This is a genomic window from Pseudomonas sp. DVZ6, assembly GCF_024259445.1.
GTDB classification, from domain to species: domain Bacteria; phylum Pseudomonadota; class Gammaproteobacteria; order Pseudomonadales; family Pseudomonadaceae; genus Aquipseudomonas; species Aquipseudomonas peradeniyensis.
The window spans coordinates 108,268-134,139 of sequence record NZ_JANCLM010000001.1 but is presented as its reverse complement, the minus strand read 5'-3'; the positions used below and the strand labels follow the sequence as shown (position 1 = coordinate 134,139).

Below are 25,872 nucleotides of genomic sequence, written 5' to 3'. Positions count from 1 at the left end.
TCATGCGTGCCATCCGTTGCCTGACCCTGCTGCTGGCCCTGCTCGCGCCGGCTGCCTTCGCCGCAGGCCCCTACCAGGTGGAAATGATCCTGGTGCGGCAGAACGCCGTGCCGGCGATCACCAGCCCATTCGCCCCGGAAGACTGGAGCGCCGGCGCGCCACGCCTGGAAAAAGGCGCCGAGCGCCCGACCGGCCTGGGTGACGAAGTCACCCGCCTGCAGGCCACCGCCGACTACACCGTGCTGCTGCACAAGGCCTGGCAGCAGGACGGTGATACCGTCGCCGTGAGCGCCGGTGACGAGCAGTTTGGGCACTTCCCCATCGAAGGCAACCTGAGCATCAGGGAAGATCGCTTCATCGCCGTCGATGCCAACTTCTGGGTCAACCAGCTCGACGGCAACGGCAGCGTGATGCAGAGCGAACAGCTCAAGCAGAGCAACAGCAACATGAAGGCCGGCCAGCTGACCTTCTTCGATGGCGGGCACCTGGCGCTGCTGCTCAGGGTTTCGCCGGCCGGCATGCGCAAGATCCCGCTGCCGGATCCGGAAATGATGGAGCAGTGAAACCGTGAACGCCGATGTGCAGAAGCTGGCAGCCGAGAATCCGAGCTGGAAGCGCGATTTTTCAGCGGCCACCCTGCAACGTGGCGAACGCTACGCCGAACAGGGCCTGGTGCAGATCCAGTCCCACGGCGACTCGCGCATCGAGTCCACCTGCCACGGCAGCGGCGGCAACATCTACCGCCAGCGGATCATCATCACTGCCGGCCCCTCCGGGCAATGCCATGTGCGCGGCGACTGCTCCTGTCCGGTGGGCACCAACTGCAAGCACTGCGCCGCAGCGCTCTATACCCTGGCCAACAGCCACGGACACGGCGCGGCCAACGGCGACCAGTTGCCCCATCACCTGCAGCACTGGCTGCAGGGGCTGGAGCCGCCCACATCCCGACAGGGCGACGCCGAAGACAAACGGGGCCGCATGGTCTGCTACCAGCTGGCGCTCAACGACGACCACAGCAGTTGCGCATTGCGTGTGCGCAAGGGCACCCGCGAAGAGCACGGCATTCGCTACAGCCGCATCCAGTCGCTGTACGAACTGCTCTACGAGCCCCCGAAGTTCGTCAAGGAAGAGGACCTGCGCATCCTTCGCCAGCTCTCGGCGCAGACCGCGCCCTACGGCCACGAGCGCGGCTATGCGCTCAAGGGGCTCGAGGGCGGCGAGTTGCTGCAGCGGGCGCTGGACACCGGGCGCCTGATGTTCATCGAAGACCTGCCCCTGCTGACTCAGGGCGCGCCTCGTCAGGCGGACTTCCGCTGGGTACGCCTGGGCAACGGCGACTACAGGGGCATGTGGTACAACGGCGAGGAACCGCTCAATTGCGTGCTGCCGCTGGTGCCGCTGTACTACTTCGACCTCGACACCCATGAGGTCGGCAGCGTTTCCCACGACCTGGATCCGCACACTGCCCTGCAGCTGTCCCTTGCTCCCGATGTACCGGAACACCTCATCGTGCCCCTCAGCCACAAGCTCAACGCCCTCAACCATCACCTGCCGACGCCCACCACCGTGCAGCAGGAGCAGCTCGACGACATCGCGCCGACCCCGCACCTGACCCTCGGCAGCCTCGAGTTCAGCGCCTACACACCCAAGACCGGGCGCATGCAACGGCAGATGCAGCACCGCGCCGCACTGGCGTTCGACTACGACGGCCTGCGCGCCAGTGGCGGCGACGACAAGCCGCTGAGCCGTCTGGTGGGCAGCACCAGCCAACGCATCCGCCGCCAGCCCCAGGCCGAGCAGGCCCTGCGCAAGGCATTGCGCGAGCATGGCTTCAAGCCCGCCACCCGCCAGAGCAAGGCCCTGCCCGACAGCGCCGGCGAGATGTACCAGCTGCCCGACGACGAAGCCTGGCTGCGCTTCGCCCGCGAGGGCCTGCCGCGCCTGCGCGAGGCCGGCTGGGCCATCGATGTGCACCGCGACTTCGCCTTCAACCTGCACGAGGTCGACGACTGGTACGCCACCATCGACGAAGCGCCGGGCCATGAGTGGTTCGACCTGGAGCTGGGCATCGTCGTCGATGGCCAGCGCCACAGCCTGCTGCCCATCGTCCTGCAACTGCTGCGCGCCAGCCCCGAGCTGCTGCGCCCCAGCGAACTGGCACGGCGCAGTGACGACGAACACCTGCTGATCGACCTCAACCGCGCCCGCCACGACAGCCCGGCGCTGCGGGTCGCCCTGCCCTACGGGCGGATCAAGGCAGTGATGGGCACCCTGGGCGAGCTGTACCTGCACAACGACGCCAGCGGCCCGAGCCTGCGCCTGGAGCGCGCCGACGCCGCGCGCCTGAACGACATCGACCACCTGCCGTTGCAGTGGGAGGGAGGGAGTCATGTGCGCGACCTGGGCCGGCGCCTGCGCGACGCCCGCGACCTGCAGGTGGCGCCGCCCAAGGGCCTGAACGCCACCCTGCGCCCCTACCAGCAGCAAGGCCTGAACTGGCTGCAGGCCCTGCGCGAAATGGGCACCGGCGGCATCCTCGGTGACGACATGGGCCTGGGCAAGACCCTGCAGACCCTGGCCCACCTGCTGCTGGAGAAGGAAGCCGGGCGCCTGGCCCACCCGGCGCTGGCGGTGATGCCCACCAGCCTGGTGCCCAACTGGCTCGACGAGGCCCGGCGCTTCGCCCCCGACCTGCGCGTCCTGGCCCTGCACGGCCCCAGCCGCAACAAGCACTTCGCCAAGCTGGCCGACTACGACCTGGTGCTGACCACCTACGCCCTCGTCCCTCGCGATCTGGAACACCTCAAGGCCCAGCCCTGGCACCTGCTGGTGCTGGACGAGGCGCAGAACATCAAGAGCAGCACCAGCAAGGCCGCCCAGGCCGTGCGTGAGCTGCAGGCCAACCAGCGGCTGTGCCTGACCGGCACGCCGATGGAGAACAACCTCGGCGAACTGTGGTCGATCTTCCACTTCCTGATGCCCGGCTGGCTGGGCGAGAGCAAGCGCTTCACCCAGGACTACCGCACCCCGATCGAGCGCCACGGCGACGCCGAGCGCATGGGCCACCTGGCCAGCCGTATCCGCCCGTTCCTGCTGCGCCGCACCAAGGAGCAGGTGGCCACCGAGCTGCCGGCCAAGACCGAGATGATCCACTGGGTCGAGCTCAGCGACGCCCAGCGCGACACCTACGAGGCGGTGCGGGTGGCGATGGACAAGAAGGTCCGCGACGAAATCGCCCGCAACGGCGCCGCCCGCAGCCAGATCGTCATCCTCGATGCCCTGCTCAAGCTGCGCCAGGTATGCTGCGACCTGCGCCTGGTCAAGGGCACCGAGGCCAAGGGCACGTTCGCCGACAAGGGCAAGCTGGGCAGCCTGCTGGAGATGCTCGAGGAGCTGCTCAGCGAGGGGCGCAAGGTGCTGCTGTTCTCGCAGTTCACCTCGATGCTGGCACTGATCGAGTTCGAGCTGGAAAAGCGCGGCATCCGCTACAGCCTGCTGACCGGCGACACCCGCGACCGCCGCGCGCCGGTGCAACAGTTCCAGAACGGCGACAGCGAGGTGTTCCTGATCAGCCTCAAGGCCGGTGGCACCGGGCTGAACCTGACCGCCGCCGACACCGTGATCCACTACGACCCGTGGTGGAACCCGGCCAGCGAGAACCAGGCCACCGACCGCGCCTACCGCATCGGTCAGGACAAGCCGGTGTTCGTGTTCAAGCTGATCACCCGGGGGACGGTGGAGGAGAAGATCCAGCAGTTGCAGCAGGAGAAGGCGGCGCTGGCGGCCGGGCTGCTCGATGGCGGGCAGGCCGGGCAATGGCGGCTGGGGGATGACGAGATCGAGGCGCTGTTCGCGCCGTTGCCGGGTAAGCGCGGGCGTTAAGCCAGGCTTTTCCCGTGCTGGCCTCTTCGCGGGTAAACCCGCTCCCACAGGATCGGCGTATTCCTTGAGGGTGACGCCTTGCCTGTGGGAGCAACTGTCTTGCTCAATTTTTAGAATCTGCCGCGATCCCTGTGGGAGCGGGTTTACCCGCGAAGCAGGCGACGCGCTGCCTGGCACCGGCTATGCCGGTGTTCGCGGCTGAAGCCGCTCCTACAGCGACCGCGCAGCCCTCAAGCCACCCGCCATGCCGGTGGGGGTTTACCCGCGAAGAAGCCAACGCGGTCAGTCGACCAGCTGGGCTTCCTTCAACGCCCCCAACGCCTCCAGCCAACGCGGCTGCTGGCGGTAATCGGTACGCGCAAAGCCCTGCCCGCGCATCCGCGCGATTCGCGGCGACGGCTTGACCTTCATCCGTTGCGCCGCGCTCAACGCCAGCTCCGCCGCCGCCCGGTCGTTGCACACCAGGCCCATGTCGCAGCCGGCGCTCAGGGCCGCCTCGATACGACTGGCGGCATCGCCCACCACATGGGCGCCGGCCATGGACAGGTCGTCGCTGAAGATCACCCCGTCGAAGCCCAGCTCGCCGCGCAGGATGTCCTGCAGCCAGCGCCGGGAGAAGCCGGCCGGCTGGTTGTCGACCTGCGGATAGATCACATGGGCCGGCATCACCGCCGCCAACTGGCCACCCAGCTGGGTGAACGGCACCAGGTCGGTAGCGCGCAGCTGCTCGAGGCTACGTTCGTCGACCGGGATCGCCACATGGGAGTCGGCTTCGGCCCAGCCGTGGCCGGGGAAATGCTTGCCGCAGGCGGCCATGCCCGCGGCGTTCATGCCGCGGATGAACGCACCGGCCAGCTCGGTGGCACGCTGCGGATTGCCTTCAAAGGCGCGGCTGCCGACCACGGCGCTGCGCTGGTGATCGAGGTCCAGCACCGGGGCGAAGCTCAGGTCCAGGCCCACCGCCAGCACCTCGGTGGCCATCAGCCAGCCGCACTGCTCGGCCAGGTACTCGGCATTGGTGTTGTCGGCGATCGCACGCATGGCCGGCAGGCGCACGAAGCCCTGGCGCAGGCGCTGGACCCGCCCGCCTTCCTGGTCCACGGCGAGGATCAGCTCGGGGCGAATCGCGCGGATCGACGCGCACAGCTCGCGCACCTGGCGCGGGCTGTCGATGTTGCGGGCGAAGATGATCAGGCCGGCCACTTCGGGCTGGCGCAGCAGATGGCGGTCTTCGGCGGTCAGCCATTTACCGGCGATATCCACCATCAGGGAGCCTTGCAGGCTGGCAGTCATAGGGAATCCTTCATGGGAGGTCCAGGGGCGCTTGGCCGTGGCGCAGGCGCACGCAAACATCGGACAACGAAGTGCCCGATGGTTCAGTGGCGAAGCGGCCGTGCTGGCGGAAAATGCGGCGGGAGACAAGGTCAGGCATGCGCGCTAGCTTAGCGCAAGCGCCCTGCCCCGCCCAGTACTCAGGCCTTGGCGGGGGTGGCGGACTTGCTGCGCGGACGCAGCTGCGCCGTGGCCATGGCCTCGTCGGTGACGCCGCTGTCGGCGCGCATGCCGGCGGCCAGGAACGGCACCATCAGGCGCATGACCTGCTCGATCGAGGTGTTGATGCCGAAATCGGTCTCGGCGATGGCCCGCAGGGCCTTGATCCCCGACATGCTGAACGCCGCGGCGCCGAGCATGAAGTGCACGCGCCAGAACAGCTCCAGCGGCGGGATGCGTGGCGCGGCCTCGTTGACCAGCAGCATGTAGCGGCGGAACACCTTGCCGTACATGTCTTCCAGATAACGCCGCAGGTGCCCCTGGCTCTGGCTGAAAGCCAGGCCCAGCAGGCGCATGAAGATCGACAGGTCGTTGTTGCTGCGCGGCTGCACGGCCAGGGCCTGCTCCACCAGCATCTCCAGCAGTTCCTCGAGCGAGGCTTTCTGCTCGGGACGCGCCTGACGGCGCTCCAGCTCACGCTCAAGGCTCGCGCAGAACGGCCCCAGGAAGCGCGAGAACACCGCCTGGATCAGGGCCTTCTTCGAACCGAAATGGTAGTTCACCGCCGCCAGGTTGACCCCGGCCTTGCTGGTGATCAGCCGCAATGAGGTTTCCGCGAACCCACGCTCCGCGAACAGCTGCTCCGCCGCATCGAGGATGCGTTCAACGGTTTCCGATTGGGCCATGACTACTCCGCCTGACAAACAGTTGTTTGAAACATACGTTTCAGGCCTGCCGATGTCAAGGCTGGGTGACCGGTCGGTCGCCATTTAAAAGCGCCAAGAGTCAGGCTGCAAGCGACAAGATGCGTCGGCGTTTCGATCTTTCTTGGTCCGGGTGGGTTGCAGGCCGCGAGCCACTGTATATAATTCCAGTCACTGTATAAAAAGACAGAGCCCTCGCCCATGCTGAAACTGACGCCACGCCAAGCCGAGATTCTGGCCTTCATCAAGCGCTGCCTCGAAGACAACGGCTTTCCGCCGACCCGCGCCGAGATCGCCCAGGAGCTGGGCTTCAAGTCGCCCAACGCCGCCGAGGAACACCTGAAGGCCCTGGCCCGCAAGGGCGCCATCGAGATGACTCCTGGCGCTTCCCGCGGCATCCGCATTCCCGGCCTTGAGCCAAAGCACGAGGACAGCGGCCTGCCCATCATCGGCCGGGTCGCCGCCGGCGCGCCGATCCTCGCCGAGCAGCACATCGAGGAATCCTGCAACATCAACCCGACCTTCTTCCATCCCCGCGCCGACTACCTGTTGCGCGTACACGGCATGAGCATGAAGGACATCGGCATCTTCGACGGCGACCTGCTGGCCGTGCACACCACCCGCGAAGCCCGCAATGGCCAGGTGGTGGTGGCCCGCATCGGCGACGAAGTGACCGTCAAGCGCTTCAAGCGCGAAGGCAGCAAGGTCTGGCTGCTCGCCGAAAACCCCGAATTCGCCCCCATCGAAGTTGACCTGAAGGAACAGGAACTGGTGATCGAGGGCTTGAGCGTCGGCGTCCTGCGCCGCTGAACCAGGAGGCGTCATGCAGCCGTTCACCCATGCACCCCAGCAAGCCCAGCTGCCGCTGTTCGAGGCCTTTCTCGCCCAGCCGGTGCTGCCCGGCCTCAAGCCCGCCCCGGTGGCGCGCAAGAGCAGCCAGCCAGAGCTGTTCAGCGAACTGGCCCTGCGCGGCGCGCCCGGGCATTGCCAGAGCCTGCTGGCGCCGATCCTGCGCGAACTCAGCGAAGAAGACGACAGCCGCTGGCTGACGCTCATCGCCCCGCCCGGCAGCCTCACCCAGGCCTGGCTGCGCGATGCCGGCCTGAACCGTGAACGCATCCTGCTGCTGCAACCTGGCGGCAACCAGACCGCCCTGCAACTGGCCTGCGAAGCCTTGCGCCTGGGCCACAGCCACACCGTGGTCAGCTGGCTGGGCACCCTCAACGGCAGCGCCCGGCAACAGCTTCAGCGCGCCGCCGCCAGCGGAAACGCACAAAGCCTGAACATCCGCCTCGGCTGATGTTCAGGCTTTGCCTGTCAAACACTTGAAACCCTGAGCCTGTAACCTGCCTCAGTGAAGGACGCGCGGCCCTTCTTCACGCTCAAGCTCACCCTCGACGAGGCGGCCGGCCATCTGCACGCCGACACTGAGCATGGCCTTGGCCACTTCCACATGCTGTCCTTGCAGGAATGCCTTGGCATCCTCGGAGAAATCCAAGGTCACCAGGGAGCCTTCATCCTCGGCACGGCGCAGCTCGATCCGGCCATCAGGCAACTCGACAATTTCTAGAAAGGACGTTGACATAAAGGGCCTGCTTTTCACGAAAGACCATCAGTGTACCAGCCATGGCGGCGGTCAGCACTCACTCAGCGCTTCGCGGAATCGTCTCACCAGGCTTTTCAGGTTCTGTCGCCAGGCTTCAAGCTCCTCCCGGGATAGCTCGGCCGGCTCGGGCTCGTCCAGATTGACGGCCTGGATCAGCGGCTGGGTGACGTCGCCCTTCACGGCTTTCTTCGCGACCGGCGGTCGGAACAAATCAGCATAAGCGGCCAGCAGGCGCGCCAGCCAGGTTTCCGGCTGGCGAGCCAGCTCAAGTAGCTCGGCCATTTCCGGGATCGCCACGCTCTGCAGCACCTCGTCACTGAACAGCAGTTCGGCCCGTGACGTCGAGGCTTGGGGCAGACGGTAGAAGCCGGCGATCTCGTGACACAGCCCCAGCAGCGCGCCATACAGGTGGAACAGCGCCGATTCGCGCTCGGACTGAAGCAAGCCCTGGGCGTTCATGGCCTGGCTGTCGGCGGCCTTGGCCATGGATTCCAGGGCAAGGCCGGCGAAGAACAGTTTCTGGTTGGTGCGGGTGTAGAGTTCCTGGGCCATTTTCCATGACCTCCCATGGGCAGCAAGGCGATATCGCAGTTTCGGGGCTGCCAGGCGTTACCGCAAGCACAAACGATCGCGGGGCAAGCCCGCTCCCACGAACACGCAACAGTTTCGTGGGAGCGGGCTTGCCCCGCGATGAGCCTGAGACTCAGATCAGCGCTTGTCTTCGACCTTCCACGCCTTGCCGTCGTAGAACGCCTTCCAGCCGGTCGGCTTGCCGTCGACTTCGGATTGCACGTACTGCTCCTTGGTCTTGCGGCTGTAGCGAATCACCGTCGGGCGACCGTCCGGGTCCTTCTGCGGCGCTTCGCAGAGGAAGTGGTACTTCGGATCGATCTCGTGCTTGTGCGGCACGATCTCCAGCACCAGCGGCGCACGGGTTTCGCGGTTCTTCGGGAACTGGCTGGCAGCCAGGAACAGGCCCGAGGCACCGTCGCGCAGCACGTAGGTGTCGTCGACCTTCTCGCACTTGAGCTCCGGCATGTCCACCTTGTCCATCTTCGGCGGCGCCGCCTCGCCGCTCTTGAGCAGCTTGCGGGTGTTCTTGCAGGCGGCGTTGGTGCAACCGAAGAACTTGCCGAAACGGCCAGTCTTGAGCTGCATCTCGCTGCCGCACTTGTCGCATTCCAGGCTCGGGCCTTCGTAGCCCTTGATGCGGTAGCTGCCTTCCTCGATCTCGTAGCCGGCGCAGTCCGGGTTGTTGCCACAGATGTGCAGCTTGCGCTTCTCGTCGAGCAGGTAGGCGTCCATCGCCGTCGAGCAGATCGGGCAACGGTGCTTGCCGCGCAGCACCAGCGACTCGGATTCGCCCTCGTCGTCGGCGGCGATCTCGTCGCCCGGCACCAGGTTGACCGTGGCCTTGCAGCGCTCTTTCGGCGGCAGGCTGTAACCCGAGCAGCCGAGGAACACGCCGGTGGAGGCGGTACGGATCATCATCGGCCGGCCGCATTCCTTGCAGGCGATGTTGGTCAGGGTCGGCTGGTTGGCGCGCATGCCGTGCTCGCTGGACTCGGCCGTCTGCAGCTTCTTGCTGAAATCGCCATAGAACTCGTCGAGGACGTTCTTCCAGTCACGCTCGCCCTGGGCCACATCGTCGAGGTTTTCTTCCATGCCGGCGGTGAAGCCGTAGTCCATCAGGTTGGCGAAGCTCTCGGACAGGCGCTCGGTGACGATGTCGCCCATCTTCTCGGAGTAGAACCGGCGGTTGTGCAGCGTTACATAACCGCGATCCTGGATGGTCGAGATAATCGCCGCGTAGGTCGACGGACGGCCGATGCCGCGCTTTTCCATTTCCTTGACCAGGCTGGCTTCGGTGAAGCGCGCCGGCGGCTTGGTGAAGTGCTGGCTGGGGTCGAGCTGGATCAGCTTGAGCGCCTCACCCTGGGCCATTTCCGGCAGCACGTCGTCCTCGCCCGGCTTGCTCTGCTGCGGCAGGACACGGGTGTAACCGTCGAACTTGAGGATGCGGCCCTTGGCACGCAGCTCGAACTCGCCGGCCACCACGGTGACGCTGGTGGACAGGTATTGCGCCGGCGGCATCTGGCAGGCCAGGAACTGGCGCCAGATCAGCTCGTACAGGCGCTCGGCGTCACGCTCCATGCCGCTGAGCTTGGTCGGATGGGTTGTCACGTCCGACGGGCGAATCGCCTCGTGCGCCTCCTGGGCGCCTTCCTTGCTGCCATAGACGATCGGCGCGGCGGGCAGGTACTGCTTGCCGAATTCTTTCTCGATGTAGCTGCGCGCCATCTCGACGGCGTCGGTCGACAGGTTGGTCGAGTCGGTACGCATGTAGGTGATGTAGCCGGCTTCGTACAGACGCTGGGCCATCATCATGGTCTTCTTCACCCCGAAGCCCAGGCGGTTGCTGGCGGCCTGCTGCAGGGTGGAAGTGATGAACGGGGCCGAAGGCTTGCTGCTGGTCGGCCGGTCCTCGCGCTTGCTCACGCTGTAGCTGGAGGCCTTGAGCTTCTCCAGCGCGGCCATGGCCTGGGCTTCGTTGAGCGGCTTGAAGGCCTCGCCCTTCTCGCGGGCCACCTCGAAACGCACCTTGGCGTTCTTGGCGGTGCCCAGGTCGGCGTGGACTTCCCAGTACTCTTCCGGGTTGAACGCGCGGATCTCGCGCTCACGCTCGACCACCAGCTTCACCGCCACCGACTGCACGCGGCCGGCGGACAGGCCACGGGCGATCTTGGCCCACAACAGCGGCGAGACCATGTAGCCGACCACGCGGTCGAGGAAGCGCCGCGCCTGCTGGGCGTTGACCCGGTCGATATCGAGCTCGCCCGGCTGGGAGAAGGCTTCCTGGATAGCCTTTTTGGTGATCTCGTTGAACACCACGCGCTTGTAGCGGCTGTCGTCACCACCGATGGCTTCGCGCAGGTGCCAGGCAATGGCTTCCCCCTCGCGATCCAAGTCGGTTGCGAGATAGATGGTGTCGGCATCCTTGGCCAGGCGGCGCAGCTCCTCGATCACCTTCTCCTTGCCGGGAAGGATCTCGTACTTGGCCTTCCAGCCTGCTTCCGGGTCGACGCCCATGCGCGCGACCAGGGTGCGGCGTGCCTTTTCCTTCGGCGACAAGGCCGGAGCCTCGGCCGCGGCCTTGCCGCGCTTGGCCGCCGGTTCCTTGCTCGCACTGGCGGAACCGCTGGTGGGAAGGTCACGGATGTGGCCGATACTCGACTTCACCACGTACTGGCTGCCCAGGTACTTGTTGATGGTCTTGGCCTTGGCCGGGGATTCCACAATGACCAGCGATTTGCCCATGGATCGGAGTATTCCTGAATCTGAAGATGAAAAACGCGTCAGGTGCCGGACGCGGCACCGCTATATATAGTGGCAAAAGAGTGAGGTCAAGCGTGGTCGATCACTCGTGCGCCTTGCCAAGCCGCTCGCCCAGCCCCTCTTCGGCCTTGACCAAAGCAAAGCGTGGCACCTGCTCGCCGTCAACCTCGACGGACTCCTGGAACATCGAAAGTGGCCTGACCCAGAAGCTGTAGTCACCATACAGGCACTGGTAGAAGACCATCCACTCTTCGCTCTCGGAATGGCGCGCCGCGCTGAACACGCGGTATTCAGGGCCTTTGTAATGCCGGTACACACCAGGTTGTATCTGCATGTCACTCGCCCTCTTGAACAAATCCTGTAAAAAACAAAAGCCGGGGCACATGGCCCCGGCTGCTGTCCCGCAACGCGATCAGACGCGTTCGAAGACAGTGGTGATGCCTTGGCCCAGGCCGACACACATGGTGGCGACGCCCAGGGTACCGCCATTCTGCTTCATGACGTTGAGCAGAGTGCCGGAGATCCGCGCACCGGAGCAACCGAACGGGTGGCCCAGAGCGATGGCGCCGCCGTGCAGGTTAACCTTCTCATCCATCTTGTCGAGCACTTTCAGGTCCTTCAGCACTGGCAGGGCCTGTGCGGCGAAGGCTTCGTTGAGCTCGAAGAAGTCGATGTCGGCGATGGACAGGCCAGCGCGCTTGAGGGCTTTCTGCGTCGCCGGAACCGGGCCGTAGCCCATGATCGCAGGGTCCACGCCGGCCACCGCCATCGAACGGATCACCGCCAGTGGCTGGATCCCCAGGTCCATGGCGCGCTGGCCGGACATGACGATCATGCACGAGGCACCGTCGGTGATCTGCGACGAGGTACCCGCGGTGACGGTGCCACCTTTGGGGTTGAACGCAGGCTTGAGCGACGCCAGGCCTTCGAGGGTGGTTTCCGGGCGAATGGTCTCGTCGTAATCGAAGACCTTCAGGAAGCCGTTCTCGTCGTAACCCTGCATCGGGATGATCTCGTCCTTGAACTTGCCTTCGACCGTCGCCTTGTGGGCGAGCTGGTGCGAACGCAGGCCGAACAGATCCTGCTGCTCACGGGTGATGCCGTGCATCTTGCCGAGCATCTCGGCGGTCAGGCCCATCATCCCGGAAGCCTTGGCGGCGTGCAAGGACATGTGCGGGTTGGGGTCGACGCCATGCATCATGCTGACGTGGCCCATGTGCTCGACACCACCGACCACGAACACATCACCATTGCCGGTCATGATCGCCTGGGCGGCGGTGTGCAGCGCGCTCATCGACGATCCGCACAGGCGGCTGACGGTCTGGGCGGCGGAGGTGTGCGGGATCTGGGTCATCAGCGAGGCCATGCGGGCGATGTTCCAGCCCTGCTCCAGGGTCTGGTTGACGCAGCCCCAGATCACGTCCTCGACTTCCTTCGGATCGACCTTGTCGTTGCGCTCCAGCAGCTTGCTGATCAGGTGCGCGGACATGTCCTCGGCACGGGTGTTGCGGTGCATGCCACCCTTGGAACGGCCCATCGGCGTGCGACCGAAGTCGACAATCACCACGTCTCTTGGATTCAGGCTCATATCAATATTCTCGCTCTAGCTCGTTGGGCGCTCAGTTGAAGAAGCGCTGGCCGTTCTTGGCCATTTCGCGCAGCTTCGCAGTGGGGTGGTACAGCGGCCCCAGGTCGGCGTACTTGTCGGCCAGTGCGACGAACTCGGCGACCCCGATCGAATCGATGTAGCGCAGCGCGCCACCACGGAAGGGAGGGAAACCGATGCCGTAGACCAGGCCCATGTCGGCTTCGGCGGCAGTCTCGACGATGCCGTCTTCCAGGCAACGCACGGTCTCCAGGCACAGTGGCACCATCATCCAGTTGATGATGTCCTCGTCGCTGACTTCACGCTGTTCGAAGATGACCGGCTTGAGCACGTCGAGCACGCTGGCGTCGGCGACCTTCTTCGGCTTGCCGCGCTTGTCGGTCTCGTAGGCATAGAAGCCCTTGCCGTTCTTCTGGCCCAGGCGGTTGGCCTCGTAGAGGGCGTCGACGGCGGAGCGACGGTCGTCCTTCATGCGGTCCGGGAAGCCTTCGGCCATCACGTCGCGGCCGTGGTGGCCGGTGTCGATGCCGACCACGTCCATCAGGTAGGCCGGGCCCATTGGCCAGCCGAACTTTTCCATGACCTTGTCGATGCGCACGAAGTCGACGCCGGCGCTGACCAGCTTGGCGAAGCCGCCGAAGTACGGGAACAGCACGCGGTTGACCAGGAAGCCCGGGCAGTCGTTGACCACGATCGGGTTCTTGCCCATCTTCTTGGCGTAGGCCACGGTGGTGGCGACAGCCACTTCACTGGACTTCTCGCCGCGGATGACTTCGACCAGCGGCATCATGTGCACCGGATTGAAGAAGTGCATGCCGACGAAGTTTTCCGGACGCTTGAGTGCCTTGGCCAGCAAGTTGATGGAGATGGTCGAGGTGTTGGAGGCCAGGATGGCATCTTCCTTCACCTGGCCTTCCACTTCAGCCAGTACCGCTTGCTTGACCTTCGGGTTCTCGACCACGGCCTCGACGACGATGTCGACGTTGGCGAAATCGCCGTAGGACAGGGTCGGGCGAATGGCATTCAGTGCCTCGGCCATCTTCGCCGGGGTCAGGCGACCCTTCTCGACGCGCTTGCCGAGCAGCTTGGAGGCCTCGTTCAGGCCCAGCTGGATGGCTTCCTCGCGGATGTCCTTCATCAGGATCGGCGTGCCCTTGACCGCCGACTGGTAGGCGATGCCGCCACCCATGATGCCGGCGCCGAGCACGGCGGCCTGCTTCACGTCGTGGGCGATCTCGTCGTGGGCCTTGGCCTTGCGCTTGAGCTCCTGGTCGTTCAGGAACAGGCCGATCAGGCTCTCGGCGACCGAGGTCTTGGCCAGCTTGGCGAAGCCTGCGGCTTCGACTTCCAGGGCCTTGTCACGGCCGAAGTTGGCAGCCTTCTGGATGGTCTTGATGGCCTCGACCGGCGCTGGGTAGTTCGGGCCGGCCTGGCCGGCGACGAAGCCCTTGGCGGTCTCGAACGCCATCATCTGTTCGATGGCATTGAGCTTGAGCTTTTCCAGCTTGGGCTGGCGCTTGGCCTTGTGGTCCAGCTCGCCGCTGATGGCGCGCTTGATCAGGTCCAGGGCACCGGCCTGCAACAGCTCGGGGGCGACCACGGCGTCGACGGCGCCGACCTTCAGGGCGTCCTCGGCACGGTTTTCCTTGCCCGAGGCGATCCATTCGATGGCGTTGTCCGAGCCGATCAGGCGCGGCAGGCGCACGGTGCCGCCGAAGCCTGGGTAGATGCCCAGCTTGACTTCCGGCAGGCCGATCTTGGCGCTGCTGGACATGACCCGGTAGTCGGCGGCCAGGCACATCTCCAGGCCGCCACCCAGGGCGATGCCGTTGATGGCGACAACGGTCGGCACCTGCAGGTCTTCGAAGTCATTGAAAATGCGGTTGGCTTCCAGGTTGCCGGCGACCAGTTCGGCCTCGGGCAGCTTGAAGTTGTCGACGAATTCGGTGATGTCGGCGCCGACGATGAACACGTCCTTGCCACTGCTGACGATCACGCCCTTGATCGAGGCATCGCCCTTGATCACGTCCACGGCCTGACGCAGCTCGTTCAGAGTGAGACGGTTGAACTTGTTGACGGACTCACCCTTGAGGTCGAACTTCAGTTCGACGATGCCGCTTTCAAGAGCCTTAACCGTGATGGCTTTACCTTCGTAAATCATCAACTGATCTCCACGATATGGAAGCTGAACAGTACACGTCGAACGCTGGTGCAAGAGCCGGTCTACCGGTCCCTCGCCCCAGGCACACCCGTCGACGCGCTAATCGGGATTCTGTAAGAGCCGTCTGACATACAAACGCTCAATTCATACGCCCGTTTGACTTGGGTGTGCACACATTCTCCGAAATGAACGGCGTTGTCAAATGCTCGCGAACACCGTGAAAACGCGACTTTCCAGTCATCTTCTACCCGCCGGGTACGAAAACTGATGACAGTGATCGCCGACCATTCATGTCAGCGATAGACCATCACCGACCGCGGACGGCGTTTTTTCTAAACGCATCCGCCAACGATGGCTACACTGGGGCTGCATGAAAGTGTTTCCGGCCTGCCTGGCCTTTTTCTGCGCTGCAGAACGCAAAACGGCGCGCAAGAGCATGGTTGCTCCTGCGCGCCGTTTTGCGTTGGCCAGGTTCAGGCGAGGGTATCGAGGGCCTGGGCAATATCCTGCAAAACAGATTTATCGCCCCGCTCGCTCCAGTACAGGGCGATCATGCGCCGGTCGGCCTCGACCTTGTAGACGGTTTCCGGCAGGCGGGCAAAGACCTCGGCCAGGCGCGGGTCCTCGCAGGGCTCGCGCCACTGGTTCCACCACACGCCAGGGGTGATCTGCCAGTAGCACCAGCAGTCCTCGCGGCCCTTGCGCCGCGCCCGGTGGTATTGCGGACAAGGGCTGGGCGGCTCCTTTTCCAGCCAGTGCGGCCACTGCTGCGGCGCCAGCTGCATGGCCAGGCCCATGCGCCGGCCTTCAAGGCGCAGGCTCATCTGCTCACCCTGCTTGCGCGACTGGCGCAGCCAGGCCAGCGGGCTGAGCATCAGCGCAAGGATTGACACCACCAGCCATACCGTCATATCTGTAGACCTTATAAAGCGTTGCAAATGAGCGGGTTATCCAGGATTCACGAACGCCCGGCCCGAAAGCGACCATACTTCTACTATCGCGATTGTCAGGAGTACTGCACATGTCCTATGAACATCTTCTGGTCGCCGTCGACCTGACCGAAGAATGCGACCCGGTGATCAAGCGGGCCAAGACCATCGCCCTGGCCAGTGGCGCCAAGGTGTCCCTGGTGCATATCGTCGAACCCATGGCCATGGCCTTCGGCGGCGACGTGCCGATGGACCTGTCGCAGTTGCAGCAGCAACAGTTCGACCAGGCCAAGGAGCGCATGGAGCGCCTGTTCAACAAGTACCCGGACATCCAGCGAGGTGACTCGCATCTGGTCTATGGCCAACCGCGCCAGGAAATCCATGAACTTGCCAAGAAACAAGCCTGCGACCTGATCGTGGTCGGCAGCCATGGCCGCCATGGCCTGGCGCTGCTGCTGGGCTCCACAGCCAATGACGTGCTGCACGGCGCGCCGTGCGATGTACTGGCGGTGCGCTTGCAGAAGAAGGCCGAGTAAGCCAGTAATCGCGGGGCAAGCCCGCTCCCACAAAGCCCGTCAGACAGGGCTGCGTGGGAGCGGGCTTGGCCCGCGATGCATTTCAGCCTTCCAGCTCGGCCCAGCGCTCCACCAGCACGTCCAGCTCGCCCTGCAGCTTCTCCAGCTTGGCCAGCACCGCAGAGGTTTCATCGATCGGACGCTGGTAGAAGTTCGAGGCGCCGACCTCTTCCTGCACCTCGGCAATCTGCCGCTCCAGCGCATCGATCTGCCCTGGCAACGCCTCCAGCTCGCGCTGCAGCTTGTAGCTGAGCTTCTTCTTGCTGGCATCGGCAGCGGGCGCGGCGACGGCCGCAGGCGCCTGCTCTTCCACCGGCTTGGCCACCACCGCACTGTTGAGTTCGGACTTGCCACTCTTGCTCTCGGTCACGCCCAGCAGCTTCGGCGATCCACCCTGGCGGATCCAGTCCTCGTAGCCGCCCACGTACTCGCGCACACGCCCCTCACCCTCGAACACCAGGGTGCTGGTCACCACGTTGTCGAGGAAGGCCCGGTCGTGGCTGACCATCAGCACCGTGCCCTTGTAGTTGGACAGCACTTCCTCGAGCAGCTCCAGGGTCTCGACGTCGAGGTCGTTGGTCGGTTCGTCCAGCACCAGCAGGTTGGCCGGCTTGCTGAACAGCTTGGCCAGCAGCAGGCGCGCACGCTCGCCACCGGACAACGCCTTGACCGGCGTGCGCGCACGCTGCGGGCTGAACAGGAAGTCGCCGAGGTAGCTCAGGACATGGCGGTTCTGGCCATCGATCTCGATGAAATCGCGGCCTTCGGCCAGGTTGTCGATGACGGTCTTTTCCAGGTCCAGCTGATGGCGCATCTGGTCGAAGTAGGCCACTTCCAGCTTGGTGCCGCGCTCGACCTTGCCACTGGTCGGCTCCAGGTCACCCAGCATCAGCTTGAGCAGGGTGGTCTTGCCGGTACCGTTGGCGCCGAGCAGGCCGATGCGGTCTTCGCGCTGCAGGACCATGGAGAAGTCCTTGACCAGTTTCGGACCATCCTTGTGGGCGAAGCTGACGTCCTCCAGCACCATCACCTGCTTGCCGGACTTGTCCGCCACCTCGATAAGGATGTTCGCCTTGCCCTGGCGCTCACGGCGCTCGCCGCGCTCCACGCGCAATGCCTTCAACGCACGCACACGGCCTTCGTTGCGGGTACGCCGGGCCTTGATGCCCTGGCGGATCCACACTTCTTCCTGGGCCAGGCGCTTGTCGAACAGCGCATTGGCGGTGGCCTCGGCGGCAAGCTCGGCCTCCTTGTGCACCAGGAAGCTGGCGTAGTCGCCGTTCCAGTCGATCAGCCCGCCACGGTCCAGTTCAAGGATGCGCGTGGCCAGGTTCTGCAGGAAGGAACGGTCGTGGGTGATGAACAGCACCGCGCCGTTGAAGCCGTTCAGGGCATCTTCCAGCCAGGCGATGGCACCGATATCCAGGTGGTTGGTCGGCTCGTCGAGCAGCAGCAGGTCGGGCTCGGACACCAGCGCCTGGGCCAGCAACACGCGACGGCGCCAGCCGCCGGAGAGCTCGGCCAGGGTCTTGTCGGCCGGCAGTTGCAGGCGGCTCAGGGTGCTTTCCACCACTTGTTGCAGGCGCCAGCCGTCGCGGGCCTCCAACTCGTGCTGGACGTGCATGAGCTTTTCCAGGTCCTCGTCGCCGTGGATGTTCTGGCTCAGGTGGTGGTACTCGGCCAGCAGCTCGCCCACGCCATCCAGGCCCGCGGCCACCACGTCAAAGACGCTGCGCTCGTCGGCCACCGGCAGTTCCTGTGGCAGTTCGCCGATCTTCAGCCCTGGCGCGCGCCAGATATCACCGTCGTCGGGCTTCTGCTCGCCCTTGACCAGGCGCAGCATGCTCGACTTGCCCGTGCCGTTGCGGCCGATGATGCACACCCGCTCGCCACGGGCGATCTGCCAGGACACTTTGTCCAACAGCGGCATGGCGCCGAAGGCGAGGGACACATCGCTGAATTTGAGCAGGGTCATGATCATCTCCAAAAACCGGGCGCGCATTCTACCTGACTTGACCCTTCACGGCATCAAAAGCCCATCGCCGGCAGCAGGGCGTCGGATAACAACTCGATACAAGCACAGTGCTTTCACCGGCCACCGGCAAACGGCTAAGCTAGGCAGTAATACCCAACAGTGCTGGCTCCGCCGTCACTTTCCATGGTTCTACTGCCCGGACGTATCATGCGCAGCCGCCTGTTACAAATTGCTTCCTGCCTGCTGCTCACCGCCACCGCCGCGAGCGCCGCACAGGCCATCGACATTTCCCAGCAGCGTCAGTACTACGACGAGGCCAAGCGCGCCCTGGCCAAGGGCGACAAGGGCCCTTACCTGCGTTACGCGCAGGCGCTGCGCGACTATCCGCTCACGCCCTACCTCACCTACGACGAGCTGACCGCCCGCCTGAAGAGCGCCAGCAACGAGGAGATCGAGGGCTTCCTCAAGGCCCACGGCGACCTGCCCCAGGCCAACTGGATGAAACTGCGCTGGTTGCGCTGGCTGGCCGAGCGCGGCGAGTGGAACACCTTCACCCGCTACTACGACCCCAAGCTCAATTTCACCGAACTGGACTGCCTCAACGGCCAGTACCAGCTCTCCCATGGCCTGCGCGCCGAAGGCTTCGCCACCGCCGACAAGCTGTGGAACGTCGGCAAGTCGCAGCCCACCGCCTGCGATACCCTGTTTTCCATGTGGGCGGCCGAAGGCCAGCTGACCGAGGCCAAGCGCTGGCAGCGCGCCAAGCTGGCGGCCCAGGCACGCAACTACGGCCTGGCCAGCAGCCTGGTCAAGACCCTCACCACCCTCGGCCCCCAGGGCAAGCTGCTGATCGACGTGGCGCAGAAGCCCGAGCTGCTCAACCAGCCGTCGCGCTTCACCCCGGTCAACGAGGCCATGTCCGACGTGGTCAGCCTCGGCTTGCGCCGTCTGGCCCGCCAGGACCCCGAGCAGGCCATGGCGCTGCTCGACGACTACGCCCAGCGCATGCACTTCTCCCGTGACGAGAAAGTCGCCATCGCCCGCGAGATCGGCCTGACCCTGGCCCGGCGCTACGACCCGCGCGCCCTCGACCTGATGACCCGCTACGACCCCGAGCTGCGCGACAACACCGTCAGCGAATGGCGCCTGCGCCTGCTGCTGCGCCTGGGCCGCTGGGAGGACGCCTACGAGCTGACCAAACGCCTGCCCCAGGACCTGGCCAGCAGCAACCGCTGGAAGTACTGGCAGGCGCGCAGCCTGGAGCTGGCCCAGCCGAACAACCCGCAGGTCCCGCTGCTGTACAAGACCGTCGCCCGCGAGCGCGACTTCTATGGTTTCCTCGCCGCCGACCGGGCGCAGACGCCCTACCAGTTGAACAACAAGCCGCTGGCGCTCAGCCAGGCGGTGATCAACAAGGTCCGCAATACCCCGGGCGTGCGTCGCGCCCTGGAGTTCCATGCCCGCGGCCAGATCGTCGAGGGACGCCGCGAGTGGTACCACGTCAGCCGTCACTTCAACCGTGACGAGATGGTCGCCCAGGCCCGCCTGGCCTATGACATGCGCTGGTACTTCCCGGCCATCCGCACCATCAGCCAGGCCCAGTACTGGGACGACCTGGACATCCGCTTCCCCATGGCCCACCGCGACACCCTGGTGCGCGAAGCCAAGGTCCGCGGCCTGCATTCGAGCTGGGTATTCGCCATTACCCGCCAGGAAAGCGCCTTCATGGAGGACGCCCGCTCCAGCGTCGGCGCCAGCGGCCTGATGCAGCTGATGCCGGGCACGGCCAAGGAGACCGCACGCAAGTTCAGTATCCCGCTGGCCTCGCCGGCCCAGGTATTCAACCCGGACAAGAACATCCAGCTCGGCGCCGCCTACCTGAGCCAGGTGCACGGCCAGTTCAACGGCAACCGCGTGCTGGCCTCGGCCGCCTACAACGCCGGCCCCGGGCGCGTGCGCCAGTGGCTCAAGGGCGCCAAGCACCTGAGCTTCGATGTGTGGGTCGAGTCGATTCCGTTCGACGAGACGCGCCAGTACGTGCAGAACGTGCTGTCGTATTCGGTCATCTACGGGCAGAAGCTCAATTCACCGCAGCCGCTGGTGGATTGGCATGAGCGGTATTTCGACGATATGTGATCGGGACGCCATCAGCCCGCGCCCACGCAACGTGGGAGCGGGCATGCCCCGCGATGGCTCTATTCGAGGACCTCGACGTCCATCCCCACCTTAAGCTCCCCCTCGCCATCCACCGCCAGGTTCTGGCCAAACAGCACATCCCCTTCCTTCTCACGGAACGTCTTGAGCGTGGTCAACGGCTCACGGTCCGGGCTGCGCTCGCCCGTGGCGGGATCGAGGGTGGTGAGGATGCAGCGCACGCTCGGCTTGAGCACGCGAAAGGTCATGTCGCCGATACGGATACGCTTCCAGCGGTCCTCGGCAAAGGCTTCGGCCCCCTCGACCACCAGGTTCGGGCGAAAACGCAGCATCTCCATGGGGCGCCCGACCCGACGGCTCAGCTCATCCAGCGAGGCCTGACCGATCAGTAGCAATGGAAAACCATCGGGAAAGGCTGCCCGGTCACTGTTCAGGCCGTAGCCGCTGGGCAGGTAGCGGGCCCGCTGCTCGGGGCAGTACACCAGCCTTACTGGCTTGCCCAGCAGCTCGCTGAGCCAGGCCGCGGCGGCATCGCCGGCATCGGGCACGCGCAAGGTATCGCGCCAGATGGTGACGCCGCGCAGGGCGTCGTCGGCAGGCGGCACGGGCACCTCCAAGGGTGCCCGCCCCGGCGCCTGGAGCAGCAGTTGGCCCTGCTCGCCATAATCGGCGCCAACCTGCCCCAGCCGGGGCCAGGCCCGCTGGGTCAGGAAGCGGCCATTCTCCTCCTCCACCACCAACCAGCGGCGGTCACCGTCCAGGCCCAGATTGCCGACCGCGGACGCTTGCAGGCCCTGGGCCCGCCCCGATTTCACCGGGTATCGATACAACGCACTCAGAAACATCCCTGCTCACCTGGTTTCCATGGAAAAACCAAGCTTACACCTAGGCGTGATCCATGTTCAGACGCTGACGCACCACATCCACCAGGCGGTCGGGCTGGAACTTGGACAGGAAGTTGTCGCAGCCGACCTTCTTGACCATCGATTCGTTGAAGCTGCCCGACAGCGAGGTGTGCAGCACCACGTAGAGGCCGCGCAGGCGCGGGTCGTTGCGAATCTCGGTGGTCAGCCGGTAACCATCCATCTCGGGCATTTCGGCATCGGTGAAGATCATCAGCAGCTTCTCGCAGACATTCTCCCCGGCGTCGGCCCAGCCCTTGAGCAGGCGCAGGGCCTTGAGGCCGTCACTGGCCACGTGCAGCTTCACCCCCAGTTGCGACAGGGTGTCGCGCAACTGCGCCAGGGCCACGCTGGAGTCGTCCACCAGCAGCACTTCGCGGCCACGCGCACGGGCCAGCACCGGATCTTCCAGCTTGTCGCGGGACACCTTGGCGCTGTACGGCACGATCTCGGCCAGCACCTTCTCCACGTCGATGACCTCAACCAGCTTCTCGTCGACCTTGGTGATCGCCGTGAGGTAGTGCTGGCGACCGGCGCTGGCCGGTGGCGGCATGATGGCTTCCCAGTTCATGTTGACGATACGATCAACGCCGCCCACCAGGAATGCCTGCACCGAGCGGTTGTACTCGGTGACGATGATGGTGCTGTCCGGCCCAGGCTGCAGCGGGCGCATGCCGATCGCCTGGGACAGGTCGATCACCGGCAGCGTCTGGCCACGCAGGTTGACCACGCCGCAGACGAAGGAGTGGCGCTGTGGCATGAGGGTCAGCTTGGGCAGTTGCAGCACCTCCTGGACCTTGAACACGTTGATGGCGAACAACTGTCGGCCGGCCAGGCGGAACATGAGGATTTCCAGGCGGTTCTCACCCACCAGTTGCGTGCGTTGGTCTACCGTGTCGAGAATGCCAGCCATTGGAAAGCCCCCAGGCTTGAGTCGGGAAAAGTGGATGCATCCCCCTGTATCGGCGGATGCGCGCGCAGCTTGACCCCTGATGGAAAAAGCCGCGCCGGGTGATTGATATCACTTTACCATCATGCTTTACTGCTGCCACATCCCGCCGCGTCCGTCGCTCGCAACGAACGACCCACCTGAATCCTCATCAGGGAATCCCCTAGTAGCAATCGGGTGCAACCTGATGTTCGCAATATCCATTAGCCATTAATGTGACGCCATTCTCACTGCATGAACGGAGTCAGGCTTTTGCGAGCGATCATCTTGGTACGGCCAATCCCTGACCACGGGGCGCCATGATGGATAGCACACCACTGCACAACGCCGCCGTGGCGGCCTTTCTGCAGGACGCACAGGTCCTGCTGGCCCGATCCCAGGAATGCCTGCAGCACCTGGAACTGATCGCCAACGACCCGGACGCCTGCCACAGTCTCACCACGGCACTTGATACCCTGGCCCGCCGTGCCGACGCGCTCGGCCTGCTCGAGGTCGCCCACTATGCGTTCGCCTTGCAAAAGCTGCTCGCGCCCACCTGTGCCCAGCAGCACCTGCACGGCAGCAGCCTGCCCGCACTGGACGCCTGCCTGACCCTGCTCGACTGGCAACTGGAGCTGCTGGACCCGCAGACCGGCCAGCTAGGCATGGACACCGACGAACAACGGCTGCTGCTGGGCGAACTGGCCACCTCCCTGGGCCAGCCGTCCACGCAGCTGTGCGCGGACTGCCAGCAGACAGGGGTGTACTGCGCCCACCCTCATACGGCAAGCACCGGCATCGACTCGCCCGACCGGCAACATTAAATGCAGCCAACTGAGTCACAACTAAGGTCGGCTCAGGATGAAACTTGCAAAGTTGGACAAGTTTTTCCAAATGTTTTTGCGAAGCGGGATTATTAGTTGCCCTGCGCGCACTGGAAACATCATTTAATAATGGCACTCTGCTAGCCAAGCCCTCGACCGCCAGGCCCGCCACAGCCCGGAAAATACGAGGTTTCAAGCAGTTATCCCCCCGCGACCAAATTCAATCAAAGTGATAATATGCGCCCACTCGAACATGCGCGCCCAGGTTATCGGGCGATTGGATCCGCATTCCGCACTTGATTGCAAGCGGGGCGGTAAAACCCCTGGTCAGACGTGTGCAATGCCCCTAACCGCTATAATTCAGTGGCTTCCCTATCTATGCTCCCACGCTTGAAGTTTCTCCAGCGTTGCCGTTCCAGCGTTGCCCTGCTGCGCTGGACGACAGCACTGCTGTGCGTTGCATCGCTGGCGGCGAACCTGGTGGTATACCTGAGCACCCAGCCCCTGTCGGCCAGCCTGCTGCTGCTGCAACTGCTTGCTATGCTCGGCGTCGGCTGGCACCTGCGCCACTGGGCGCGTTCGATCAGCCTGCGCCCGGCGGAACTGGCCACGCGCATGCTCAAGGTGCAGGAGAGCGAGCGCCAGCGCCTGAGCCGCGAGCTGCACGACGATATCGGCCAGCTGCTGACCGCCGCCAAGCTGCAGGTCGACTGGCTGCAACGCCGGGTACCGGCCGAGCTGCAGGAGCACTGCAGCACCCTGCGCAGCACCCTGGACCTGACCCTGAGCAACGTGCGCGACGTTTCCACCATTCTCAACCCGCGCCAGCTGGCCAGCCTGGGCCTGGAGGCGAGCCTGCGCGCGCATCTGCTGCGCACCCTGGAAAACACCGAGGTGCACTGGAGCCTGGAATGCAAGCAGCGCCTGGGCGGCATCAGCGAAGAGGTGGCCATGGCCGCCTTCCGCATCACCCAGGAGGCGGTCACCAACATGTTGCGCCATGCCGGTGCCCGCAACCTGGTGGTTCGCCTGCAACGCACCTCGGCCGGCCTTGCCCTGTCAATCCACGACGACGGCGGCGGCTTCGTGCCGGCCCAGTCCCCCGCGGATTACGGCCAGCGCGGCATGGCCGGCATGCAGGAGCGGGTGACCGCCCTGCGAGGCAGCCTGACCATCACCAGCCAGCCCGGCCAAGGCACCCAGATCGAAGCCCTCTTTCCATGGCCACCCCGCAGCCAAGAACGCGCCAGGACCCCTGCCCCCGATGACCTGTAGATTACTGCTGGTGGACGACCACTCCCTGATTCGCGCAGGCGTCAGGGCACTGGTATCGGACATCCCCGGTTACACCGTGATCGGCGAGGCCGACGACGGCAGCCAGCTTCTGGACCACGTCCTGCGCCTGGCGCCGGACATCGTCCTGCTGGACATTTCCATGCGTTCGACCAGCGGTCTCGACGCGCTCACGCAATTGCGCGCAAACGGTTGCACCTGCAAGGTCCTGATCCTGTCGATGCACACCGACCCGGAAATGATCATGCGCGCCCTGGAAAGCGGCGCCCACGGCTACCTGCTCAAGGACACCACGGCCACCGAGCTGGAACAGGCGCTCACCGCGCTGCGCAACGACGAACGCTACCTCAGCCCGGCCATCGCCCACACCGTCATCAACCAGGCCCTGCTACGCGCGCAGAACGGCCGCCAGCCGAGCAGCGAAGGTCATAACCTGACGGGGCGTCAGCTGGAGATCCTGCGCCTGATCGTGCGCGGCAAGTCGACCCGGGAGATCGCCGCCGGCCTGGGCCTGTCGATCAAGACCGTGGAGACCCACCGCTCGCAGATCATGAAGCGCCTGCAGATCTACGACGTGGCAGGGCTGGTGCTGTTCGCCGTGCGCGAGAAGATCATCAGCCTGGACGACTGAGCAGCGGCGAGTCCGTCGGCAGGTGCACGCGCAACGCTCGTGGCATGGCCTCGAAGCGCAGGCTGGCGGCCTGCAGCGGCTCGCCGTCGAGGTTCATGTCCAGCCCCTGGGCGCCCTTGATTTCCACCCATGGCAACCGCGCACGGACGAACAGCCCGTCGCCGGCCAACAGGTCGCGCAGGGCGCCGGCCATCTCCTGTGGCGCAGGCAGGATGCCGATGTCCAACAGGCCGTCGTCCACCGTCGCCTCCGGGCACAGCACGTGCCCGCCGCCGGCCTGGCGGCCGTTGCCGATGCCCAGCGCCAGCAACTCGCCCTGCCACTGGAAACCGGGGCCCTGCAGTTCCACCGAGGCGGCCTGCAGTTCGCTGAAGCGTGACAGGCCGGTGAACAGGTAGGCCGCCGCGCCGAGCACTTTCTTCAGGTCTTCCGAGGTGTTGGCCGTGACCTGACTGCCGAAGCCGCCGGTGGCCATGTTCAGGAACAACTGGTCACCCACCCGCCCCAGGTCGATCGGCCGCGTCGGCACCTCCAGCAGGTCAAGAGCCGCCTGCGGCTCGAGGGGCACGCCGGCCGCCCTGGCGAAGTCGTTGGCGGTGCCCAGCGGCAACAGGGCCAGGCTGACCTGGGTCGCGGCCAGACCCATCGCTTCGGCCACGTCACGCAAGGTGCCGTCACCACCACCGGCCACCACCTGGCCATAGCCTGCGGCCAGGGCCTCGCCGACCAGGCGCTGGGCGTCGCCGCCCTCCCAGGTCAGCCGCACGTCCAGGGTCCAGCCCCGCTCGCGCAGCTGGCCCACCGCGGCTCGCACCTCGTCGTTGCCGGCCTGTTTGCCATGCAGGATCAACAGTGCCTTGCGCTCGCTCATGCCG

General features: G+C 65.1%; 22 protein-coding genes. 9 read left to right on the top strand and 13 right to left on the bottom strand.

Annotated features, from left to right (window positions below; all coding sequences use genetic code 11):
* Nucleotides 1–2: 2 nt before the first annotated feature.
* Complete coding sequence (locus NMG10_RS00545) at nucleotides 3–563, top strand: CsiV family protein (protein WP_186713687.1); 561 nt, start codon at nucleotides 3–5, stop codon at nucleotides 561–563.
* Nucleotides 564–567: 4 nt separating this feature from the next.
* Nucleotides 568–3,882: a DEAD/DEAH box helicase gene (locus NMG10_RS00540; protein WP_232856047.1), complete on the top strand. Its 3,315-nt coding sequence runs from the start codon at nucleotides 568–570 to the stop codon at nucleotides 3,880–3,882.
* A 282-nt stretch (nucleotides 3,883–4,164) separates the two neighbouring features.
* Here NMG10_RS00540 and nagZ read toward each other — a convergent pair whose 3' ends face one another.
* Together nagZ and NMG10_RS00530 are read right to left on the bottom strand one after the other, a co-directional pair.
* Nucleotides 4,165–5,163 (bottom strand): beta-N-acetylhexosaminidase, encoded by a 999-nt coding sequence (gene nagZ / locus NMG10_RS00535; protein WP_203652683.1) that lies wholly within the window; start codon nucleotides 5,161–5,163, stop codon nucleotides 4,165–4,167.
* 191 nt (nucleotides 5,164–5,354) lie between these two features.
* On the bottom strand, nucleotides 5,355–6,059 hold the full coding sequence (locus tag NMG10_RS00530) for a TetR/AcrR family transcriptional regulator (RefSeq protein WP_203647455.1): 705 nt from the start codon (nucleotides 6,057–6,059) through the stop codon (nucleotides 5,355–5,357).
* Between the two features lie 219 nt (nucleotides 6,060–6,278).
* Here NMG10_RS00530 and lexA point away from each other — a divergent pair, with 219 nt between their 5' ends.
* Together lexA and sulA are read left to right on the top strand one after the other, a co-directional pair.
* A complete protein-coding gene (lexA, locus tag NMG10_RS00525; protein ID WP_232856046.1) occupies nucleotides 6,279–6,887 on the top strand; it encodes a transcriptional repressor LexA in 609 nt (202 codons plus the stop codon).
* A 13-nt stretch (nucleotides 6,888–6,900) separates the two neighbouring features.
* A complete protein-coding gene (gene sulA / locus NMG10_RS00520; RefSeq protein ID WP_232856045.1) occupies nucleotides 6,901–7,377 on the top strand; it encodes an SOS-induced cell division inhibitor SulA in 477 nt (158 codons plus the stop codon).
* A 51-nt stretch (nucleotides 7,378–7,428) separates the two neighbouring features.
* Here the strand turns inward: sulA and NMG10_RS00515 are convergent, their stop codons facing one another.
* From NMG10_RS00515 to NMG10_RS00485, 7 genes are all read right to left on the bottom strand, one after another.
* Nucleotides 7,429–7,662, bottom strand: coding sequence for a hypothetical protein (locus tag NMG10_RS00515; RefSeq protein ID WP_203647457.1), 234 nt, complete (start codon nucleotides 7,660–7,662; stop codon nucleotides 7,429–7,431).
* Nucleotides 7,663–7,713: 51 nt separating this feature from the next.
* Nucleotides 7,714–8,235, bottom strand: a complete 522-nt coding sequence (locus NMG10_RS00510; protein ID WP_254463443.1) for a DUF6586 family protein — start codon at nucleotides 8,233–8,235, stop codon at nucleotides 7,714–7,716.
* Nucleotides 8,236–8,391: 156 nt separating this feature from the next.
* Nucleotides 8,392–11,001 (bottom strand): type I DNA topoisomerase, encoded by a 2,610-nt coding sequence (gene topA, locus NMG10_RS00505; RefSeq protein WP_254463442.1) that lies wholly within the window; start codon nucleotides 10,999–11,001, stop codon nucleotides 8,392–8,394.
* A gap of 100 nt (nucleotides 11,002–11,101) precedes the next feature.
* Nucleotides 11,102–11,353 carry a DUF1653 domain-containing protein gene (locus tag NMG10_RS00500; protein ID WP_050704830.1) on the bottom strand — a complete coding sequence of 84 codons (252 nt, stop codon included), beginning with the start codon at nucleotides 11,351–11,353 and terminating at the stop codon, nucleotides 11,102–11,104.
* 78 nt (nucleotides 11,354–11,431) lie between these two features.
* Nucleotides 11,432–12,607 (bottom strand): acetyl-CoA C-acyltransferase FadA, encoded by a 1,176-nt coding sequence (gene fadA, locus NMG10_RS00495; protein WP_028692741.1) that lies wholly within the window; start codon nucleotides 12,605–12,607, stop codon nucleotides 11,432–11,434.
* A gap of 31 nt (nucleotides 12,608–12,638) precedes the next feature.
* Nucleotides 12,639–14,786, bottom strand: coding sequence for a fatty acid oxidation complex subunit alpha FadB (fadB, locus tag NMG10_RS00490; protein ID WP_050704828.1), 2,148 nt, complete (start codon nucleotides 14,784–14,786; stop codon nucleotides 12,639–12,641).
* Between the two features lie 473 nt (nucleotides 14,787–15,259).
* A complete protein-coding gene (locus NMG10_RS00485) occupies nucleotides 15,260–15,697 on the bottom strand; it encodes a hypothetical protein (protein WP_203647461.1) in 438 nt (145 codons plus the stop codon).
* Between the two features lie 110 nt (nucleotides 15,698–15,807).
* On the opposite strand from NMG10_RS00485, the gene NMG10_RS00480 reads away from it, so the two are divergent.
* Nucleotides 15,808–16,251 (top strand): universal stress protein, encoded by a 444-nt coding sequence (locus tag NMG10_RS00480; RefSeq protein ID WP_186733471.1) that lies wholly within the window; start codon nucleotides 15,808–15,810, stop codon nucleotides 16,249–16,251.
* 82 nt (nucleotides 16,252–16,333) lie between these two features.
* Here NMG10_RS00480 and NMG10_RS00475 read toward each other — a convergent pair whose 3' ends face one another.
* The gene (locus tag NMG10_RS00475; RefSeq protein ID WP_232856042.1) at nucleotides 16,334–18,265 is read right to left on the bottom strand and encodes an ATP-binding cassette domain-containing protein; all 1,932 of its coding nucleotides are present in this window, start codon (nucleotides 18,263–18,265) and stop codon (nucleotides 16,334–16,336) included.
* A gap of 207 nt (nucleotides 18,266–18,472) precedes the next feature.
* Here NMG10_RS00475 and NMG10_RS00470 point away from each other — a divergent pair, with 207 nt between their 5' ends.
* Nucleotides 18,473–20,401, top strand: a complete 1,929-nt coding sequence (locus NMG10_RS00470; protein ID WP_232856041.1) for a transglycosylase SLT domain-containing protein — start codon at nucleotides 18,473–18,475, stop codon at nucleotides 20,399–20,401.
* A gap of 59 nt (nucleotides 20,402–20,460) precedes the next feature.
* Here NMG10_RS00470 and NMG10_RS00465 read toward each other — a convergent pair whose 3' ends face one another.
* Both NMG10_RS00465 and NMG10_RS00460 read right to left on the bottom strand, forming a co-directional pair.
* The gene (locus NMG10_RS00465; RefSeq protein WP_232856040.1) at nucleotides 20,461–21,264 is read right to left on the bottom strand and encodes an MOSC domain-containing protein; all 804 of its coding nucleotides are present in this window, start codon (nucleotides 21,262–21,264) and stop codon (nucleotides 20,461–20,463) included.
* A 40-nt stretch (nucleotides 21,265–21,304) separates the two neighbouring features.
* Nucleotides 21,305–22,234: a chemotaxis protein CheV gene (locus NMG10_RS00460; protein ID WP_050704823.1), complete on the bottom strand. Its 930-nt coding sequence runs from the start codon at nucleotides 22,232–22,234 to the stop codon at nucleotides 21,305–21,307.
* A gap of 338 nt (nucleotides 22,235–22,572) precedes the next feature.
* On the opposite strand from NMG10_RS00460, the gene NMG10_RS00455 reads away from it, so the two are divergent.
* The 3 genes from NMG10_RS00455 to NMG10_RS00445 all read left to right on the top strand — a co-directional run bounded on the left by NMG10_RS00455 (nucleotide 22,573) and on the right by NMG10_RS00445 (nucleotide 24,997).
* A complete protein-coding gene (locus tag NMG10_RS00455) occupies nucleotides 22,573–23,073 on the top strand; it encodes a histidine kinase (protein ID WP_110738562.1) in 501 nt (166 codons plus the stop codon).
* Between the two features lie 378 nt (nucleotides 23,074–23,451).
* The gene (locus tag NMG10_RS00450) at nucleotides 23,452–24,348 is read left to right on the top strand and encodes a sensor histidine kinase (RefSeq protein ID WP_110738535.1); all 897 of its coding nucleotides are present in this window, start codon (nucleotides 23,452–23,454) and stop codon (nucleotides 24,346–24,348) included.
* Nucleotides 24,338–24,997 carry a response regulator transcription factor gene (locus tag NMG10_RS00445; RefSeq protein WP_203647467.1) on the top strand — a complete coding sequence of 220 codons (660 nt, stop codon included), beginning with the start codon at nucleotides 24,338–24,340 and terminating at the stop codon, nucleotides 24,995–24,997. The genes NMG10_RS00450 and NMG10_RS00445 overlap by 11 nt, the downstream gene beginning before the upstream one ends.
* Here NMG10_RS00445 and yegS read toward each other — a convergent pair.
* A complete protein-coding gene (yegS, locus tag NMG10_RS00440; RefSeq protein ID WP_254463440.1) occupies nucleotides 24,981–25,868 on the bottom strand; it encodes a lipid kinase YegS in 888 nt (295 codons plus the stop codon). The genes NMG10_RS00445 and yegS overlap by 17 nt on opposite strands.
* Nucleotides 25,869–25,872: the final 4 nt, after the last annotated feature.